This window comes from Burkholderia sp. Se-20373, assembly GCF_017104705.1.
GTDB lineage: Bacteria > Pseudomonadota > Gammaproteobacteria > Burkholderiales > Burkholderiaceae > Burkholderia.
Genome location: NZ_JAAGPH010000010.1, coordinates 35695 through 54039, shown reverse-complemented (window position 1 = coordinate 54039; position 18345 = coordinate 35695). Strand labels below are relative to the sequence as shown.

15 protein-coding genes are annotated in these 18345 nt (G+C 59.6%); 9 read left to right on the top strand and 6 right to left on the bottom strand.

The window, feature by feature from the left end; all coding sequences use genetic code 11:
- Positions 1-32: 32 nt before the first annotated feature.
- A complete protein-coding gene (phaZ, locus tag G3N96_RS05995) occupies positions 33-1388 on the bottom strand; it encodes a polyhydroxyalkanoate depolymerase (RefSeq protein WP_206136636.1) in 1356 nt (451 codons plus the stop codon).
- 289 nt (positions 1389-1677) lie between these two features.
- Between phaZ and G3N96_RS05990 the strand changes: the two genes are divergently transcribed.
- The 7 genes from G3N96_RS05990 (at position 1678) to G3N96_RS05960 (ending at position 8895) form a co-directional block, all read left to right on the top strand.
- A complete protein-coding gene (locus G3N96_RS05990; protein WP_089497507.1) occupies positions 1678-2343 on the top strand; it encodes a glutathione S-transferase family protein in 666 nt (221 codons plus the stop codon).
- Positions 2344-2580: 237 nt separating this feature from the next.
- Positions 2581-3822 (top strand): cyclic nucleotide-binding domain-containing protein, encoded by a 1242-nt coding sequence (locus G3N96_RS05985; protein WP_124576203.1) that lies wholly within the window; start codon positions 2581-2583, stop codon positions 3820-3822.
- Positions 3823-3835: 13 nt separating this feature from the next.
- Positions 3836-4600 (top strand): flagellar motor protein, encoded by a 765-nt coding sequence (locus G3N96_RS05980; protein WP_206136635.1) that lies wholly within the window; start codon positions 3836-3838, stop codon positions 4598-4600.
- A 39-nt stretch (positions 4601-4639) separates the two neighbouring features.
- A complete protein-coding gene (locus tag G3N96_RS05975) occupies positions 4640-5320 on the top strand; it encodes an OmpA family protein (protein WP_206136634.1) in 681 nt (226 codons plus the stop codon).
- 169 nt (positions 5321-5489) lie between these two features.
- The gene (locus G3N96_RS05970; RefSeq protein ID WP_206136633.1) at positions 5490-7352 is read left to right on the top strand and encodes a methyl-accepting chemotaxis protein; all 1863 of its coding nucleotides are present in this window, start codon (positions 5490-5492) and stop codon (positions 7350-7352) included.
- Positions 7353-7457: 105 nt separating this feature from the next.
- Positions 7458-8246: a hypothetical protein gene (locus G3N96_RS05965; RefSeq protein WP_206136632.1), complete on the top strand. Its 789-nt coding sequence runs from the start codon at positions 7458-7460 to the stop codon at positions 8244-8246.
- Positions 8247-8439: 193 nt separating this feature from the next.
- Positions 8440-8895 carry a GNAT family N-acetyltransferase gene (locus G3N96_RS05960; protein ID WP_206136631.1) on the top strand — a complete coding sequence of 152 codons (456 nt, stop codon included), beginning with the start codon at positions 8440-8442 and terminating at the stop codon, positions 8893-8895.
- Positions 8896-9239: 344 nt separating this feature from the next.
- On the opposite strand, the gene G3N96_RS05955 is transcribed toward G3N96_RS05960, so the two are convergent.
- Together G3N96_RS05955 and G3N96_RS05950 are read right to left on the bottom strand one after the other, a co-directional pair.
- Positions 9240-10853: a hypothetical protein gene (locus tag G3N96_RS05955; RefSeq protein ID WP_206136630.1), complete on the bottom strand. Its 1614-nt coding sequence runs from the start codon at positions 10851-10853 to the stop codon at positions 9240-9242.
- A complete protein-coding gene (locus G3N96_RS05950; protein ID WP_206136629.1) occupies positions 10850-11566 on the bottom strand; it encodes a hypothetical protein in 717 nt (238 codons plus the stop codon). Before G3N96_RS05950 ends, G3N96_RS05955 begins: the two co-directional genes overlap by 4 nt.
- 978 nt (positions 11567-12544) lie before the next feature.
- On the opposite strand from G3N96_RS05950, the gene G3N96_RS05945 reads away from it, so the two are divergent.
- The gene (locus G3N96_RS05945) at positions 12545-13555 is read left to right on the top strand and encodes a hypothetical protein (RefSeq protein WP_206136628.1); all 1011 of its coding nucleotides are present in this window, start codon (positions 12545-12547) and stop codon (positions 13553-13555) included.
- A 520-nt stretch (positions 13556-14075) separates the two neighbouring features.
- Positions 14076-14429: a hypothetical protein gene (locus G3N96_RS05940; protein WP_241022504.1), complete on the top strand. Its 354-nt coding sequence runs from the start codon at positions 14076-14078 to the stop codon at positions 14427-14429.
- A gap of 208 nt (positions 14430-14637) precedes the next feature.
- Here G3N96_RS05940 and G3N96_RS05935 read toward each other — a convergent pair whose 3' ends face one another.
- The 3 genes from G3N96_RS05935 to G3N96_RS05925 all read right to left on the bottom strand — a co-directional run bounded on the left by G3N96_RS05935 (position 14638) and on the right by G3N96_RS05925 (position 18258).
- Positions 14638-15879, bottom strand: coding sequence for an amidohydrolase family protein (locus G3N96_RS05935; RefSeq protein WP_206136627.1), 1242 nt, complete (start codon positions 15877-15879; stop codon positions 14638-14640).
- 12 nt (positions 15880-15891) lie between these two features.
- Positions 15892-17208, bottom strand: a complete 1317-nt coding sequence (locus G3N96_RS05930; protein ID WP_206136626.1) for an MFS transporter — start codon at positions 17206-17208, stop codon at positions 15892-15894.
- A gap of 138 nt (positions 17209-17346) precedes the next feature.
- The gene (locus tag G3N96_RS05925; protein ID WP_206136625.1) at positions 17347-18258 is read right to left on the bottom strand and encodes a LysR substrate-binding domain-containing protein; all 912 of its coding nucleotides are present in this window, start codon (positions 18256-18258) and stop codon (positions 17347-17349) included.
- Positions 18259-18345 lie beyond the last annotated feature (87 nt).

Sequence of the window (18345 nt, the reverse complement as noted above, 5' to 3'; positions counted from 1 at the left end):
GCGGGGCGTTTCATTTTCAGCGCCGTCCGGCTTCAGTGGGCGAGCTGAGATTGCGTGCCGGTCGCTGCATCGTGCGCGGCCGTGCGGGCGTCGAGCAGCGCGCGCAACGTCACGTAGTGCGTGCCGTCCGGGTTACCGTCTGCATCGGCCGTGCGATCGTATGGCTCGTTGTCGTGGATCGTCGCGCGCACGATCGGATAGATCTGCGTTTCCCAGCGGCTGCCGTTGAACACGCCGTAATGGCCTGCGCCCGTCTGTACGTGGTGCGTTTTCAGGTACGGCGGCAACCCCGAGCACAGCTCCTGCGCGGCCACCGTCTGGCCGACCGCGCAGATATCGTCCTTCTCGCCTTCGATCGTCAACAGCGCGGTGCGATGAATCGCCGCCGGTTCGACGAGCCGGTCGCCGACCGTCAGCTCGCCGCGCGCGAGTGCGTATTGCTGGAACACCTTCTCGACCGTTTCCAGATAGAACTCCGCGGTGAGATCGGCGGTCGCGAAGTATTCGTCGTAGAAGTGCCGCAGCGTGTCGGCTTTTGCCGGGTCGCCCTTCGCGCGTTCGTAATACAGATCGGCGAACGACGCCGCATGGCGATCGGGATTCATCGACATGAACGCGCCGACCTGCACGAAGCCCGGATACACGCAGCGCTGCGCCCCGACGAAGCCCGCCGGCACGACGCTGATCAGGTTGCGCGCGAACCATTCGATCGGCTGGCTCGTCGCGAGCGCGTTGACCTTCGTCGGATTCACGCGGCAATCGATCGGGCCCGCCATCAGCGTCAGGCTCGCGGGCTGCGCCGGATCGCCGCCGGCAGCCATCAACGCGACTGCCGCGAGCGCGGCGACGGTCGGCTGGCAGATCGCGAGTACGTGCGCATCCGGGCCGATCTGGTGGATGAAGTCGATCACGTGCGCGACGTATTCGTCGAAGCCGAACCGTCCGGCCGTCAGCGGGATGTCGCGCGGGTTGTGCCAATCGGTGATGTACACATCGTGGTCGGCGAGCATCGTCTGCACGGTGCCGCGCAGCAGCGTCGCGAAATGCCCGGACATGGGAGCTACGATCAGCACACGCGGCTGGCGCGCCACCGGCCGCGCCTTGCGGAAATGCAGCAGCGTGCCGAACGGCGTGCCCGCGGCGGCTTCCTCGACGATCGGCACCGTTTCACCGTCGACGACGATCGACGCGATGCCGAACGGCGGACGCCGATGCGAGAACGCGCAGCATTCGAGCAGTTCGCACAGCGCGTCGAGCATGCGGCCGGTCGGCGTCGCGGTGGCGGGCGGCCACAGCGACATCGTCGCGCGTGCGGCGGCGGCCCAGGCGCGCGCTGGGCGCGTGCATTCCGCAGACCATTGATAGAACGGATAGGCAAGCAGATTCATGGCTGTCGCTCGTTGTGCCGCGTTGCATGGAACGAGGCAAGCGATGTGCCAGCCTGCGGCTGGCACGCGCGTTGCACGCGGTTCGGGAACGCGGCGACGCAGGCGGCACGCGACACACGGCAGCCGCACGCGATGCGTTGCCCGGCCGGCCTGTCGTGCGGCACGTGACGCGACAGGGTGCGGCGCTGCGCCAGTCCGGCGAATGCGCGGCACCGGCATGGTGCGGGTGACGCCACGCGGCGTCCGTTTTCGGTGCAGGGGCACGAACGGTCTTGAACAGGGGAGCGACATGGAAGTCACCGGAGGACAGACGACGCTGACCATCAGCAGCCGCAATTACTCGTCGTGGTCGATGCGCGGCTGGCTGCTCGCGAAGCTGAGCGGGCTCGTGTTCGAGACGGTCAGCGTGCCGATCGACGCGGCGTCGCGCGCGGAGCTGCTGTTGCTGTCGCCGTCGATTCTCGTGCCGTGCCTCACCCACGACGGCAACACGGTGTGGGACACGCTCGCGATCGCCGAATACCTGAACGAAATCCGGCCGCAGGCGCGGCTGCTGCCTGAAGACCGCCGAGCCCGCGCGCATTGCCGGTCGATCTGCGGCGAGATGCATTCCGGCTTCAGCGCGTTGCGCTCCGCGTTGCCGATGAACCTGCGCGCGCATTTCCCCGGCTTCCGCATCTGGTCGCGGGCGCAGCACGACATCGAGCGGATCGTGACGATCTGGCGCGAGTGCCTGGCCGCGTACGGCGGCCCCTGGCTGTTCGGCGCGGAGATCGGCATTGCCGACGCGATGTATGCGCCGGTCGTCACGCGCTTCCTGACCTACGACGTGAAGCTCGAGCCCGATATCGCCGAGTACTGCATGCAGGTGCTCGCGCATCCGTTCGTCGCGGAGTGGATCGATGCGGCGAAGGCGGAGCACGAAGACATCGACGAACTCGACATGGAGTTCTGACGCGCGGAATCGCTCGGCGCTTTCAATTGCACTACACGCGCAGGCATCGAAATGAACTTTCCGCTGTGGCTGCGCGACTCGCAAACGTTTTACCTTGATTTCGGTTCGAAACGAGGACGAATTCCCTAAAGGATGTTGAGCACGCTGACGTAAACGAGTCACGGGGATGACTCGCGATCACATGCTTTCGACGTGCGACGCGCAGTCCGAAAAAATCAGCGCAGCAGGGGAATCGACGTGAATCGTCAGCAATCGTGGACGCGTACAGCGGCGCCCGGGGAAATCATTTACTCCGAGGGCTTTGCGGGTGAGCCCGTCATCTTCTTGATCACCGACGGCAAGGTCGAGCTGTCCACGCGATGCGACGACAAGCGCGTCGTCGTCGCGACACTCGGCCGCGGCGAGTTCTTCGGTGAATCGGCGCTGCTCGCAGCCGAGCCGCGTGCGCATACCGCGAAGGCGCTTTCATTCTGTCAGCTGACGGTCGTGCCGGCCGGCATGCTCGACGACGAAATCGAGCGCGTGTCGGCGCTGCTGCGTCACATCGTGCGAACGATGATCCGCCGCGTGAAGCGCAAGGACGACCAGCTCGCCACCTACACCCATGCCGACTTCATGCCGGGCGTGCTGTCGTATGCGCATGTGCTGTCGTTGATGGCGGGCGCCGAAGCGCGCGATGGCGGCGATACCTGGGCGCGCCGGCCGATGCAGGCTCACGCGGCCGAAACCTCGGTGCCGCTCGCCGACGTGATTCGCAAATGCCGCGCGATTGCCGGCCACTCGCGGCCGCACGTGCTCGCGATGCTGCGACGCATGGAGAAGCTCAATCTCGTCACGATCGAAGCGGCGCAGGCGGACCATGCGGGCGGGGCGGTCGACTATGCGGCGTCGTCGGATGCGCGCCAGGTCGTCACGTTCGACGCCGCGCGCGTGATCGATCGCGCGCAGCAGGTCGCCGATCACGATCTCGACCTGTCGATCAACAGCGAACTCGAGCTCATCGAGCTGGCCGACCTCGAAGCGCTGATCGGTGTCGAGAAGACGATGCTGCTCAACAAGCTGTCGAACGGCGAGATTGCTGACGAGTTGTTCGCGTTCCGTAAATCCAAGGTGCTCAGTTACGTCGAACAGAAGGGCGTGACGTACTTCTCGCGACGCAACGCGCGTCGCGGAGAGGTGCGTGCGCTGGAGGATCTTGTGTCGATCGACCAGCGCACGCTGTTCGACGTCATCAGCGCGTTCGATACATACGATCTCGCGAAGCTGATCGCGAATCTCGACGATCGCGCGGTGGCGGACAAGCTGTTCTCCGTGATGACCGAGGCGCGGCGCAACGAGGTGTCGTGGGTGATGCGTCGCGAGCTCAAGCTCGATCCGGTCGAGATCGAGGATATCGAGCAACGCGTGCTGGATGCCGTGCGCGCGGCGAAGGCGCCGGCGGTGGGCACGGCGCCTGTCGCATCGGCATCGGACGCATGACGAGGAGACGCGCATGGACCTGTTGACCCTGGCCGGTGTGCTGTTGGGCGGTGCGGCGATCGTGTTCGGTTTCGCGCTGGAGGGCGGGCATTTCTCGATGCTGTTCCAGTTCGAGGCGCTCGTGATCGTGCTCGGCGGCACGCTCGGCGCGGTGATGATCCAGAACACGTGGGCGCGCTTCTTCGACGCGGTGAAGCAACTGCGGCTCGCGTTCGTGCGGGCACGCGAAGTCGATCGCAAGAACCTGTCCGATCTGCTCGAATGGGGCGACCGCGCGAAGCTCGACGGGCTGCTCGCGTTCGAATCGATGGACGTGAGCGGCATCCATCCGTTCGCGCGCCGCGGGCTCGAACTGCTGGCGAACGGTGTATCGACCGCCGTGCTCGAGGACGCGTTGCAGCGCGAACTCGATGCCTACGAACGCAGCCGCCTCGCTGCTGCGCGCGTGTGGCAGCAGGCGGGCGGCTATGCGCCGACGTTCGGCATTCTCGGCTCGGTGCTCGGCCTCGTGCAGGTGACGAGCCACATTCTCGAACCGGCACAGCTCGGGCCGGGCATCGCGGTCGCGTTCATTGCGACGCTGTACGGGCTGGCATTCGCGAACCTCGTGTTCCTGCCGCTTTACGGCAAGCTGCGCGCGCAGATCGACAGCGAGCTGCGGTTTCGCAAGCTGTATCTCGACGGCTTGCTGGCGATTTCGCGCAAGGAATCGCCGCATACGATCGAGACGCGCCTGACCGGTGACGTGCGCGGGCGCGCGGCCGAATCGCTCGCGTGATGCGCGTGTGTCATACGACGAACCCGGAATGCCAATCGCATGACTGCTCGAACTGACGGTGCCTCCGCCGCCGATCGCGACGACGACGAACTCGAAGGCGCGCAATCCGGCCGCTGGCTGATTTCGTACGCGGATCTCATCACGACGCTGATGGTGCTGTTTCTCGCGTTGTACGTGCTCCAGCTCGCGAAATACAACGCGCTCGATGCGCGGTACCAGACGCTTGCGCGGCATGCGGAAAGCGCGGTGAGTGCATCCGCTGCTGCTACCGTTACCGTGACGCCAGAGCACGCACCGCCGTGGCTTGCGTTGCTCGATTCGTTGAAGTCGAACGGCCGGATCTCGCTCGTGAAAGCGCCGCATGGTGTCGAGATCGGCATCGACGCGAAGATCCTGTTCAACGTCGGCGATGCGCGGCTGCTGCCCGATTCGTCGCCGGTGCTGAACCAGATCGCGCAGGCACTCAGCGATCACGCGACCGGCGAGATTCTCGTCGAAGGGCATACCGACAGCGTGCCGATCGCGAACGCGAAATACGAATCGAACTGGGAGCTGTCGTCGGCGCGCGCGGGGAGCGTCGTGCGCTACCTGACGGAGCGCGGCGTCGCCCCGCACCGGCTCGCGGCGATCGGGCGGGCCGACACGCAGCCGCTCGTCGCGGGGGACGATGCGGCCGCGCGAGCGCGCAACCGGCGTGTCACGATCTTCGTTGCATACTGATTGCCGCTGAATTTTCGTTGTTCGCGCATCTATAAGCGGGCGCATATGCCCGCCTGACAACGACATAACGAATCTCGCATGATGAGCATGTGAGATCAGCGATGCGGTTCTGCGCGTGCATGCCGATAACCCAATCTGGCTCAGACCGAGCGGTTATCGAGGGTTCCCCATGCATTTCTGGCGCAAGCTTTCCATACAGAACAAGCTGATTCTCAGCATGACGAGTTGCCTGCTCGTGTTCGTCGCGATTTCGAGCGGACTCAGCCTCCGTCTGATCGGCAACGCGGTGCGCGATCGCGTCGTGCGCGAAGAGCTGCCGACGGCCGTCAACGGCATCCGCGCCGACGTGCAGCGGCAGATGGCCGGGCCGATTGCCGCGTCGCGGATTCTCGCGCGCGATGCGTTCCTGCTGCAATGGGAAGCCGACGGCGAACCCGACGCCGGCACGCGCAACTGGATCCAGCTCGCGAAGAACGTGAAGGACGAGCAGAAGGCGGCGTCGGTGCAGTGGGTGTCCGTGAAGAGCGGCAACTACTACAACGAATCCGGCCTGCAGCGGAAAGTGACCGACAAGGATCAGTGGCTGACCGGCTTCCTGTCGTCCGGAAAGGCGTTCGACGTGAACATGGACCGCGAGGTGACGGTCGGCGGTTACATGATGTTCATCAACAGCCGTGTCGAGCTTGATGGTGTGCCGATTGGTGCGGCCAGCATGAGCTTGTCCGTCGATGCGCTCGCGAAGGGCATTGCAGCGTACCGGATTGGTGAGACGGGGTTCGCGTATCTCGTGCGTCCTGACGGCGCGATCATGATGCATCGCGATTCGTCGCTGATTGATGGCAAGCATTTCATGAAGGATCAGCAGGGGTTGCCGGGGGATGCGTCGGCGACGCTGTTGGCTGGGCAGCCGTATGCGTACCTGAGCTACAACGGTGATGGCGGCGCGCGTTTCATCGCGACGTCGTTTATTCCGGAGTTGAATGCGTATGTGGTTGTCGAGGTGCCGCAGGCTGAGCTGCTCGGGCCGGTGACGCGTGCGATTCGTAGCGCGGCGCTGGTTGCGGCGGTGGTGGGGCTGGGTGTCGCGCTGCTCGTGATCTGGCTGGTGGGCCGTGCGATTGCCGCGCCGATCCGCCGCGCGGCGACGCTGCTGTCGGAAATCGCCAGCGGTCAGGGTGACCTCACCCGCCGGATGACGGTCGAGAGCCAGGACGAGATCGGGCAGTTGTCGGATGCGTTCAACCGGTTCGTGTCGTCGCTGTCGACGCTGGTGCACAGCATTCGCGCGGCTTCCTCGTCGATTGCGACCGGGTCGGCGCAGATTGCTACCGGGAATGCGGACCTCAGTGAACGCACCGAAGGGCAGTCGAGCAACCTGGAGCGCACGGCTTCGTCGATGGAAGAGATCACGGCCGTGGTGCGGAACAACACCGAGACGGCGACAACGGCCGCGAAGATGATCAACGGTGCTGCCGATACGGCGGCGCGCGGCGGGCAGGTGGTGGGTGAAGTCGTGACCACGATGCAGGAGATCAGCGACGCGTCGCAGCGGATCTCCGAGATTATCGTAATGATCGACAGTATCTCGTTTCAGACGAATATTCTGGCGTTGAATGCGGCCGTGGAAGCGGCGCGGGCCGGGGAGCAGGGGCGTGGGTTTGCGGTGGTGGCTTCTGAGGTGCGGAATCTGGCGCAACGCAGCGCGCAGGCGGCGAAGGAGATCAAGACGCTGATCGAGCATAGCGCGGGGACGGTGAATACCGGGTCGCGGCTGGTGAGTGAGGCCGGGAAGGTGATGCGCGACGTTGTCTCGCAGGTTCAAGGCGTAAGCGCGATGATGAGCGAGATCGCCGAGGCGAGCCTGGAGCAGAGTGCCGGTATCGATCAGATTGGCGATGCGGTGCAGTCGCTCGATCAGATGACGCAGCAGAATGCGGCGCTGGTGGAAGAAAGCGCGGCGGCCGCGGCGAGCTTGAGGCAGCAGGCGGCGGAATTGACCCGACTGGTGTCGGCTTTCAAGGTGGATGAGTAAAGTCTGATTCGCGATTTAGAATAAGGCGTTTCTGAGGGACGGCTGCCGTGGGGTTACGGCAGCCGTTTTTGCATGTTTGCGCGGGATTCAGTGACGTCTATAAAAATGAAACGCATTTCCAAGTGGAAGATCGGGGTGGGGGCGGCGGTGCTCGTCGCGGTGGCGGCTGCGGTGGGGGCGAAGGTGATTGCGTCGCCTACTGATTCTTATCTCGCCTTTCGGAAGAAAGCCGTCGACACGATTACAGCGGCGCGGATGGAAGATCAGGCGGATCTGGACAAGAAATACACGGCCGAGGTGAATGCGCGGCTGGTTAAGCTTGTCGGGGCGGTCAGGGCGAGAGGCTTTTCCGCGAAGGCGGGGAGTACCGTGGAGACCCTCTACATCGACAACGGGATGACGCCCGGGCCGGATGGACTGCTCTTGAAGTCGAATGACGGGAAGGTGAATCTCGTTGCGACGACGGTTCCGCTTTTGAAGGCTTGGGTGGCGACGGCAGATGCGGGGATCAAGTCGGCAGATGATGTCGCCGCGATTTTCGATAACGAGACGTTTTACACCGACGTGCTCGGCGGCGACGCTGCAGAGTTTCGGTTTGCCGAAGTGCCGGTGAAGCGGAAACCGGCTGATGCGGTGGTGAAGGCGTTGCTGTTGGGTGACAGCCAGGACGGGATGCCGGACGGGCCGAATACGTTGATGGTGTCGGTCAGGCAGGGGGCGCGGGTTTATCTTCTGTGGCGGGATGCGACGTTGCCGACGGTTGTCGCTTGCAGTGCGGGGCACTTGGCGGAGGAACAGCGGCCAGCTTGTTACGCGCAGCAATTGCCCAAACAGAGGCGCTATTCACGGTTTGTGTCCGAAGCGCAAGCGATGGTCGACGCGGTTGTTCAATAGGATGCAATTGTCTTGATGGCCGTAGAGTCGGGCGATATCACGAGGTGATCGGATTTGCCCGCATTTTTGAGAGGTTCGACAGTACCGGAAGCATCGCTGACAATCGGAGGCTAAAGACCCGAGCGTCATCGATGTCGAGTGCTGCTACTTCGCCGGGTACTTCAATTTCCCTTTTTGCATAGCTTTGTCTGCCATGACTATCGCTTTCGAGCCTCCCGATCAACCCGACGTGATCGCCCTCATCGCCGATCTGGATGCGTACCAGGACACCCTGTACCCACCTGAGAGCCGGCACGCTCTGGATATCGCGTTACTGAATCAATCCAATGTGCTGTTCGCCGTTGCGCGGGACAGCGAGGGTAAGGCAATCGGGTGCGGGGCGATCGTCCTCAACCCCGAATTCGGCGAATTGAAGCGCATGTATATCAGCCCGCGAGGCCGCGGGAAGGGAGTCGCGAGGAAGCTGATGACTATGCTTGAGTCACGGGCAATCGACTCGGGTTGCAAGGTGATCAGGCTTGAGACTGGCCCCCATCAACATGACGCGCTGGCTTTGTATGCATCTGCCGGATATCAGCGGCGGGGACCGTTTGGTGACTACACGGACGATCCGTTAAGCGTTTTCATGCAGAAGCACATCGCGTCCTGAAGGACAGGTTCATGCAGGCTCGAAATGGCATCTAATGATGTTCAGGTGGTCGTCTGGTTTCGAGGCGTCAATGGGTATTGGCGGGTCGCCCGTGTCCCGCACACAGTGGCATCCTTAGATTGCGTAGGAGGTATCGACCGGGCCGTCCGTCCTGATTCATGAGAGCTACCGGAGCGCTGGCCGAATGGCGCGACTAAGCGCTACTTGCGAAAGACTGAGGCACGGTGAACGGGTCTCCGCAGCAGACGTCCATTGTCTAACGGAAGCTGCCAGGCAAATCCACCGTGCCCACAGACGAATAAAGGTGTTGGCGTAAAGCCCTTCGATGAAGACCTATTTTCGTTCTAGCCTGATAGATATTCGAGCAATTCGGCGGCAACCGCATTCTTTATTACTCGGGCACGTGCAGGACCCACTCCATAGATACTCTCAATGAGATCGGCTTCCGTTTTTCTATACAAATCCTCCACGGAATGGATTTTTGCTTGCTGCAATTTTTCTATCTGCCATCTGCTCAGCATGGACAAGACGGAAATCGGACGATGCATCATCGCTTGGACTGAGGTAACGAATTTTTCATCGTCCTCAATGGCCGACGATAGCTCTGATATCGACGAGTAAGCCGAGTGACTCTTTCCGAATTCGACATATTTCTTAACCGATAATGTCTGGTAGAAATCCTTTGACTCACTATGTGGATTGGCAAAGAGCGACAGTAGGCATCCGTATTTTACTTCATACCGCGCACCTAATTCTGAACGAGTCGCACGAATGCTTGCGTCTGTTTTTCGAATGACCCCAGTGTACGTCAATAGGCGCAAGGCCTCCTTTACCGTTTCGGGGGCATCCTTGTGAATCCAGAAATAGATGCTGGACTCTTCGCTACGCTTTTGTTTGCGCGTATCGTTGTACGATTGAAGTGTCGGAATAACCGTCCGTTCCAGAAAATCCCGTCCCCAGTCGATAAGACTTTTGTGGCCTTTATATTTTTCCCCTAACGCAGTATGTTCCGACCATATTTTCGTTCGATAGAAATCCTTTAGCATCTGATCCACGTTCGAACTATTGAATTTTGGCAAATCCTGAATTGTTTTTAATATCATTCGAGGATTTCCGCCACCGGAAAAGGCTAGTGTTGAGAAAAGATCGGAATTGTTGGTGATGGCATCGCGCACGGCTGTGTCAGCTTGCTTCAAAGCCATTTCTTTGAAATATTGAATATATCCGGGATCGCGAATGTCGCGCTCAATAACTTTGTACAAACAATCGTGTATCGGCTCAAATGAGTCGCCAAAATACGTTACCCCAGGGTATATGGCCGCATTGCATGTAATATAGGGGGATCGTAGGTCCTTGAATAAGCTGAAAAATTGCCGCTGCTGCTCCGGGCGAAAGACGTGAGCGGCTTCGTCGAAGAAAAAATAAACTCGACTAATATCATTGTCGAGACAGATTTCTTGAATTGCCTCTTTAACTTCTTCGATATCTGGTAGTGCGTCAATATTCACCGAGGCGCCGCTCTTGTAGGATGCCTCAAATTCCTTTACGAGTTTCTCAAGATTTCTCTCGATAGTCTCCCCGTCGTCCATCTCATCTCTGCTCAGGAGTCCCGCGCTAAATGTTGAAACTGCGAAGCCCTTTTTTTTCAAGGCATTCAACAAGGCCCTAAGCGATTTCGCTAGCATCCAGTGATAGAATTGATGTGCGTCGTCTGTATTTATTAATGAGCTGACATTGAATGACAGAAAAACCGGGACGCAATTTTTTTCACTTGCATCAATTTCTTGTTGTGCGATTCGCATCAAGAATGATTTTCCGGTACCTCGGGAGCCCTCTAAAATACACGGCTCTGGTGAACGAAGTGCTTTGATGATATTGAGATCTTCTTTGCTGGCCACAAATAGATCAAAAATCTCGTCCGCTTTAATGCTTTCTGTTCTGAGATAGAATTCGTTCATTTGCTATCCTTCGGGCCGCCGAAAATAGTTCGAATGGGTTCTATGTGCGCGAATGTTGGTATTAAAATCGGCTCAATTTCCTCGAGTTGAGTGGGGGGGAGCTCACCCAGAAAGCGGCAACAAATGCCAAAATTGATAATTTCGCTAACCTCATTTAGGTGCGCAAGGAACGAGTCGTGCAGTATCGAATTGTATGAAAGTGCAAGGCCTGTTGCCTTCCATGTGGCGTTATTTCCGTGCACGTATTCAGATAACCTCCGATAAACTTGTGCGGCACGTCTCCTGTAATCTCCCGTGTGCTCGCTCAATGCGGGGAAAAAGGCCGAAGCAAATCGCTGTGAAAATACCCCGGAATCTTCACTATTAATTGTTGACCATTTTATGTCGGCCTCCGTGAGTCCATTGCGCCATTCACGATATGCTAGTTTGTTGGTTGAGAAATGCAGTGCGCTCAATCCAAATTCGAGTGCTAGCCGAAGTGATGTAAACGCGGATCTGTACAACCCGTATGTTAGGGTTAAGCAACTCGTTTCAAATTGGGTACATACAACGTCGAGCATCGAAGCTTCGTCGCCGTCGATACAGGATCTCAAGCGATATAAGTCAAGCGCGGCGCTGTGTCCCTTGGCAAGTACCTCAGGCCGCTCAAGCGTCGCAGTAAAAATAGTCTGCGATTTCTTGTTAAGTCTCTGATAATATTGGTCAATTTTCATTCTTGGTTTTTTTGAGGATGTCCGTTTTACACGACTGGATCTGTTCACTTGCAGGCAATCGATTCTAATATAATACATTCAGGATTTGTTCGTACGATCCTGCCAAAACGTGTTGCTCCGTAGCTTAGCGCTGTGATGGTTAGTGTGGGTCGTCGGTATCGGACCATAGAGGGCGATAGCCTTAATTGGATCGATGGAAAGACTGATGGAACTACGAGAAGTACATGACGCTCAGCTTTGCTGAGGGCGAGCCGGCGGCGCTGATGCGGTACAAGCGGCCGTTGCGCTCGTGCCCAGTTTAGAGGTTGTAGCGGTCGGTAACGGAGTATCTCGAAAAGGATGGGCGTAGGTCCTGCATAGCTTTGTGCACTGCGCCTTGTCAGATAACGCGCAGGTATGGCTTGGCGTTGGCAGGTGCTGTGGTGGGTTGCGTGCTCACGTGACCTAAAAAGGTTGCATTGGCAGCCCAAGTTTACCGACGACCCAAACGGGACTGTTCGAAGTCCACCATCCAGTCAATTGTCGGCGGTGGCGAGCGATAGCTCCCGGCAGAGAACTGACGTTGACTAAAAGCTGTGGAATGTCTGCTTTCCGGCAGCACGTGTGAGGAAACCGATTGTATCGCTCCGTGAATCGCCCCTTGCAGAAAATTCCGTGTATGGTCTGCTGCGTTGCAAGTGGTCCGGTTGCTATGTCAACACTCATAGCCCACGTGCATCGCGCTATTATTTCCTGTCGTCGAGGCGTTGCAGCGTACTTGATTGGGGCCAAAATCAAATCGAGAAGGATATGACACGAGAGAATTTTTCTGCAAGTGTTCGGAGAAAAATCGAGCAACGGGCGGGGCATGTATGCAGCTTTCCGGGATGCAACCGGAGAACAGCTGGCCCGGGACCAAGGTCTGAAACCACATCGCAAACTGGATATGCTGCCCACATATACTCCGCCTCTGCACTGGGGCCTCGAGGGCAAGGTGGTTTGTCAACATCAGAACTCAGTAGCGAAAGCAATGGGATATGGTTATGTGGTGTTCATGCCAAAGCTGTCGACAACAATGGCGGTGCTGCGTATTCGCCAGAAACCTTACTTAGCTATAAGGCGCTACACGAGGCTCGTGTATCGCTAGAACACGAAGGATTATATCCGCCGATTGGATGGTTGCATGAACTGGAAGTTGTTCGTGGGCCGCTATTTGCCTCGCCGCAAACAGTGCAACTAGCGAAGTTGAACCTTGTGTACGGACCAAACGTGACAGGTAAGACGGCACTTGCGGAGTGGATTGCCGGCTTCTTCGACCGAAATAGCCTTGCTCGCTGGGAAGACTATTCTCACGAGCCCCTTGAGGTGCGGCTTTCGCTCCTTAATCCCAAGCTTCAAAAGCTACAATTTGTATGCGACGAGAATGGTACAAAATATTCCATTGATGGAAAATCTGCCGCTTTCGTGCCGATAGGGTTCAATGTATTCAGGCCATTGTGTCCTGATTTCTCAATCGGTGATGATTTGGAGATGCTTGCTCGGGCGTTGAAAATTAAAAAGAAAACTGTCCGATCGCTTCTCAATGAAGTAAATGGGTTTGAGCACGCGGAAATTTCAAATCTTCGCTTTGAATCGAATGAGGATGGCTCTAATACTTTCAGATGTGACCTTAACGGGACGGCGCCAGGGCTCGAACTTCGCTCGCTTAGTCGTCGAGAAGTTGAGCGAGTCATCATCGAGTTAGCTACTGCCGCAGCTAGGCTCTCAGGAAAATACTGTCCGACACTGCTTATTCTTGATGAAGTTCCCAGTTTGATATTCGATGGATTTTTTGAATTCTACTCTCGACACTTTCTTGCCCCGGAAAATCAGTTCCAAACGGTGATGTGCTTGCCGACGCAAAGCTTGAATCTCGACGCCGTCGTGTGGAACGGATGGCAGGTAATTCGAACCGAAGGAAGAGTGCCTAGCGTTAAAATTAATCAAAGAGTGCGGCGAGCAACAGATTGAGTCGTTGCCGGGGAGAGGTTTCATCAATGCGTTGCATCGACGGGTTGAATCCGCAAGCGATTGCTGACATTGATATTGGCGGTAACCGCGCACGATTGGCTTCCAGCTCAGTCCTTAAGGGTATGGCAGCAAAGCTGCCGTTCGTCATCCACGCGTCGAGCGTTAGCGATCGTGTGCGTATAGTTTAAGAAAAGTCGCGGTCGCGGTATTGCCCGCAATTGAAATGGTTCGGGATCGATCAGCCTTAGCGATCCGCCGGATACAAGTCCCCCAAATCACAGACCTAGAGCATCTGGCAGAGGCACGCACCTCCCTATACCTAACGGCCAATCCCCCTCAATCTCCCATTTCTGAGATGCCAGCCCGACTACACTGGTCTTGAAGCCTTGCTTCTCGCCATCGGGAGTAGAGCGCAGTCCCCTTCGCACCGATGGTCGAACGAAAGTCGTCTTGCCCAACAAGACGTAGCGAAGGGGGAGAAAGAAGGGGAAACCCAAGGCATCAAAGAAGCGCGGGCCGCATGGGCGGCAACCCATACGACCCGCTGACCACCACCAACTCGAACCAGGAGTCGGAAATGGCTGACGCCAATACTAAGCCACGTCGTAGAAAGAACAAACCGGTCAACATGCAAAAGACGTTTGAGCTGGTCCTGCGCAACTACCCGGACCTTCCCAAGCGAGGCTGGCCGTATCTGCCGTGGATGGAGGCGATCGACATTGATTTCAAGATCTTCGGATTCAAGCCTGGCGACCGCGTATACGTGGACGCCAACTACGCGACCCGGCAGATCACGATCACGCCGGATTACAGCCAGTTGGCGTTGCGAGAGCAGCCGTACCACGATCTTGACCGTGGACCGTCGACGCTATAACGCCTGCTAGGGCCGCTTGATGCGGCCCTGGCGAGTGGAATGCAGGCGTTTCCCGAATGCGACTGACTGCCGGGGCGACACCGCCCCGGCCATTGCCGCAAACGCCGCGACTCACACCCCCAGCCACCTTCAACAACTGTCACGACCGCAAGGCCCGTGAGGCGACACGTCGCCTGCCGAAACAGCCGAATGGCGTCAAATCATCAAATCAACGCCCACCGGCTTGCCGCTTCACAAGCGCCCCCCGCTGCAACACATACTCGACCCGCGCGCCTTCATCGGCTACGACTCCGATATCCTCAAGCGGATTCCCATCCAGCACGACGAGGTCGGCGATCGCCCCCACGGCAACCACCCCAAGCTGCCCCTGCATGTTGACGATCTCCGCCGCCACCGTCGTCGCCGACCTGAGCGCTTCCAGATTCCCCAACACCTCGGCCCGGATCCGGAACTCTCCGCACTGGAATTCGTGCATTTCCCCAAGCAGATCCGACCCGAACCCCATCTTCACGCCGGCGTTCGCATAGATTTCAAGCGATTCGCGTCCTTTCTGCTGAACGGAAGCCACCTTTGCCACCGAATCCGGCGGCATCCCGAATTCCGCACCGTGTTTGGCAAGCGCGTCATAAGTGACAAGCGTGGGCACCACAAACGCGCCATGCTCGTGCATCAGCTTCGCCGCCGCCTCATCCACAAGATTCCCATGCTCGATCGTCCTAACCCCACATCGCACCGCCCGAGCAATCGCCCGCCCCGTATACGCATGCGCCATCACATAAGTATTCGCGGCCTCTGCCTCATCCACGATTGCCCGAATCTCATCCTCCGAATACTGCGTGTTCGCAATCGGATCGGTCGGCGAAGCCACGCCACCAGACGCCATGATCTTGATCTGCGTCGCGCCTTTCTGAATTTCTTCACGCACGGCAAGCCGCACACCTTCGACCCCGTCCACCACCCGAGCAATCGCCCCCGTCCTGAAACAGCACGAGCAGGGCTCCAGCAAATCCCCACGCGGCCGAAAGTCCCCATGGCCGCCGGTCTGCGACAACGCCTTTCCCGACGGAAAAATCCGCGGCCCCGACACCAGCCCGGTTTCGACCGCCTGCATCAAGCTCCAGTCCGCGCCCCCAGCATCCCGCACGCTGGTGAACCCACGCGACAACATCGCATCGAGAATCGGCAACGACCGAATCGCGGCAAGAATATTCGGCTGCGTCGCGTTCGCGCCGAGGTTCGCATTCGAAGCCAGCACGTGCACATGGCAATCGATGAACCCCGGCATCACGGTCTTGCCGCGCACGTCGATCACATGCGCATTCGGAAAATCCACCGGCCGATCGGTGACTTCGACGATCCGGTCGCCGTCGATCACGACATGATGATGGTCGAGCAGCACGCCCCGTTCGAGATCGAGTACGTTGCCGCCTTGCAGCACGGTAATGGTCATGGAGAGAGATCCTTATCGATTGACGGAAGCGCCACGCTTGGCGTCCTTCACGAAGCGCGTGCCGACGAAGCTGACGGCCGCCGCGAGCGTCACGTAGAAGGCAGGCGCCATGTTGCTGCCGGTGCGGGCGATGAGCCACGTGATCAGGAACGGCGCGAAGCCGCCGAAGATCGTGACCGCGAAGTTGTAGGCGACGGACAGCCCGGTCGACAGCACCTTGGTCGGGAACAGTTCGGCGAACGCCGCGAGGATCGGCCCCGTGTAGGTCGCGATCAGCACGCCGAACACGGCCTGGAACACGATCAGCGACATGAACCCGGGCGCATGGTTGATCCACGCGAACATCGGCCAAGCGAGCAAGAAGATGGCCAGCGCCGATCCGGACAGGAACACGCGTCGTCCGTACACGTCAGCGAGCCGGCCGACGATCGGCGAGCAGCACATGATCATCAGCCCGCCGACCATGCCGGCCGCGAAACCGGTCGATTGCGGCAGATGCAGCGTGCGCACGGAATACGTCGGCATGTAGAACAGCAGCACGTAGGTGCAGACGGTCCACAGAATGACCATCGAAAAGCTCGCGAACGTTTCGCGCGGGTAGGTGGACAGCACTTCCTTCAGCGGCGAGCTTTCTTTCGCCTGCGCTTCGACGGCACTGAACGCGGGCGTCTCGTCGATATGGCTGCGGATGTAGTAGCCGACGGGCCCGACGATGATCCCGAGCAGGAACGGCAGCCGCCAGCCCCAGCTATGCAGCGCCTGCGTGTCGAGCGACGTCGTGACGAAGGTGCCGGTCGCCGCGCCGAGCAGCACCGCGAAGCCGATGCTCGACTGGATCCAGCTCGAGTAGTACGCGCGCTTCTCCGGCGGTGCGTATTCGGTGAGGAATGCGGTGGCGCCGCCCATCTCGCCGCCGGCCGAGAAACCTTGCAGCAGCCGCGCGACGACGATCAGCAGCGGCGCGGCGATACCGGCCTGTTCGTAGGTCGGCGCGAGCCCGATGAGCGCGGTGCCGGCGGCCATCATGAGGATGGTGAGCGACAGCGCGGCCTTGCGCCCGACCTTGTCCGCGTAGATGCCGAGCACGATGCCGCCGACGGGCCGCATGAAGAAGCCGACGCCGAACGTCGCGACGGTCAGCAGCACGGATGTCAGTTCGTTGCCGGTCGGAAAGAACAGTTTCGCGATGATGACCGCGAAGAAGCTGTAGACGGTGAAATCGAACCATTCGAGACCGTTGCCGATCACGGTCGCGACGATGGCGCGGCGGCGCTGCTGCACTGCCGCATCGACGGCAGGCGCGGCGCGCGGGGAAAGCGTTCCTTGCATGGTCTCTTCCTCTATCGGAATCAGAAGACGGGACGGCTGCCCCGCGTGAACCCATGCTAAGGACAGCGCGATTTTTTTCTGAAACGAAAGATTTGCATGCACGCATGCGCTGGGCGCATGCGTTGCGTTCCGGATGGGTCAGGGCGCCATCTGCTTCTCCGCCTGTTCGAACAGCCAGCGAGTGAACAGGCGTGCGGCGTGGTTCTGCGCGCGGTCGTTGGGCGAGATCACGTAGTAGCCGCCACCGTGGCTCGCGGACGCTTCCGTCACGCGCACGAGCAGACCGGCCTCGATGCATGCGTCGATCATGTAGCGCCAGCCGAGCGATACGCCCTGGCCGAGAATGGTCATCTGCACGATCTGAGGATACGAATTGATCGTGATGTCCTGGGGCCGTGCCTTCTGCCGGTCGATGTCGTTCTGGTCGAACCATTCGGACCACGACATCCATTGGCGCTGGCCATCCTCGAGACGCAGTAGCGTCTCGTTCGCAAGATCGGCTGCGTCGAGCGTGCGGCCGGCCAGATAGCCGGGCGCGCAGACGGGAAACACTTCCTCGTCGAACAGGCGGCGCGCGGTGTATTCGGCCGGCGCCTGCTGACGCACGTAGTAGACGCCCACGTCGAACTCCGCCGGCGACATCGACGCGAGCCCGTCGCGCACGATCAGCCGCAGCTTGATGTCCGGATAGGCGGCGCGAAACGCGGGCAGGCGCGGCGTGAGCCACAGCAGCGCGACACCTGACGAGCATGCGATCGTCAGTTCGAGATCGCCATAGGGCTTCATCACATCATGCGTGGCTTCCGCGCATTGCGTGAGGAGATGGTGCACCTGCGCGGCGTATTGCTCGCCGGCGATCGTCAGCCGCAGTGAACGATGTTCGCGCACGAACAGCGAGCGGCCGAGGAATTCCTCGAGTTGCTGGATCTGCCGGCTGATCGCGCTTTGGGTCAGATGCAGCTCGGCGGCCGCGCGCGTGAAGCTCGCATGCCGCACGGCGGCTTCGAACGCGATGAGGCACTGAAGGGGCGGCAGGGGCGTGATGCGCATGGCAGTTTGGGAGGTCGGGGAGGCTGCCGATATGATACGAGCGGATCGAAAGGAAATCACAAGGAAGCAGGGTGCCGCCAGTCGCCG

Coding starts and splice junctions, on each gene's coding strand:
- G3N96_RS05980 (WP_206136635.1), top strand. CDS start 3,836: ATGGACCTGTTGACCCTGGCCGGTGTGCTGTTGGGCGGTGCGGCGATC.
- G3N96_RS05955 (WP_206136630.1), bottom strand. CDS start 10,853: ATGAACGAATTCTATCTCAGAACAGAAAGCATTAAAGCGGACGAGATT.
- G3N96_RS05975 (WP_206136634.1), top strand. CDS start 4,640: ATGACTGCTCGAACTGACGGTGCCTCCGCCGCCGATCGCGACGACGAC.
- G3N96_RS05925 (WP_206136625.1), bottom strand. CDS start 18,258: ATGCGCATCACGCCCCTGCCGCCCCTTCAGTGCCTCATCGCGTTCGAA.
- G3N96_RS05935 (WP_206136627.1), bottom strand. CDS start 15,879: ATGACCATTACCGTGCTGCAAGGCGGCAACGTACTCGATCTCGAACGG.
- G3N96_RS05950 (WP_206136629.1), bottom strand. CDS start 11,566: ATGAAAATTGACCAATATTATCAGAGACTTAACAAGAAATCGCAGACT.
- G3N96_RS05990 (WP_089497507.1), top strand. CDS start 1,678: ATGGAAGTCACCGGAGGACAGACGACGCTGACCATCAGCAGCCGCAAT.
- G3N96_RS05930 (WP_206136626.1), bottom strand. CDS start 17,208: ATGCAAGGAACGCTTTCCCCGCGCGCCGCGCCTGCCGTCGATGCGGCA.
- G3N96_RS05965 (WP_206136632.1), top strand. CDS start 7,458: ATGAAACGCATTTCCAAGTGGAAGATCGGGGTGGGGGCGGCGGTGCTC.
- phaZ (WP_206136636.1), bottom strand. CDS start 1,388: ATGAATCTGCTTGCCTATCCGTTCTATCAATGGTCTGCGGAATGCACG.
- G3N96_RS05960 (WP_206136631.1), top strand. CDS start 8,440: ATGACTATCGCTTTCGAGCCTCCCGATCAACCCGACGTGATCGCCCTC.
- G3N96_RS05970 (WP_206136633.1), top strand. CDS start 5,490: ATGCATTTCTGGCGCAAGCTTTCCATACAGAACAAGCTGATTCTCAGC.
- G3N96_RS05940 (WP_241022504.1), top strand. CDS start 14,076: ATGGGCGGCAACCCATACGACCCGCTGACCACCACCAACTCGAACCAG.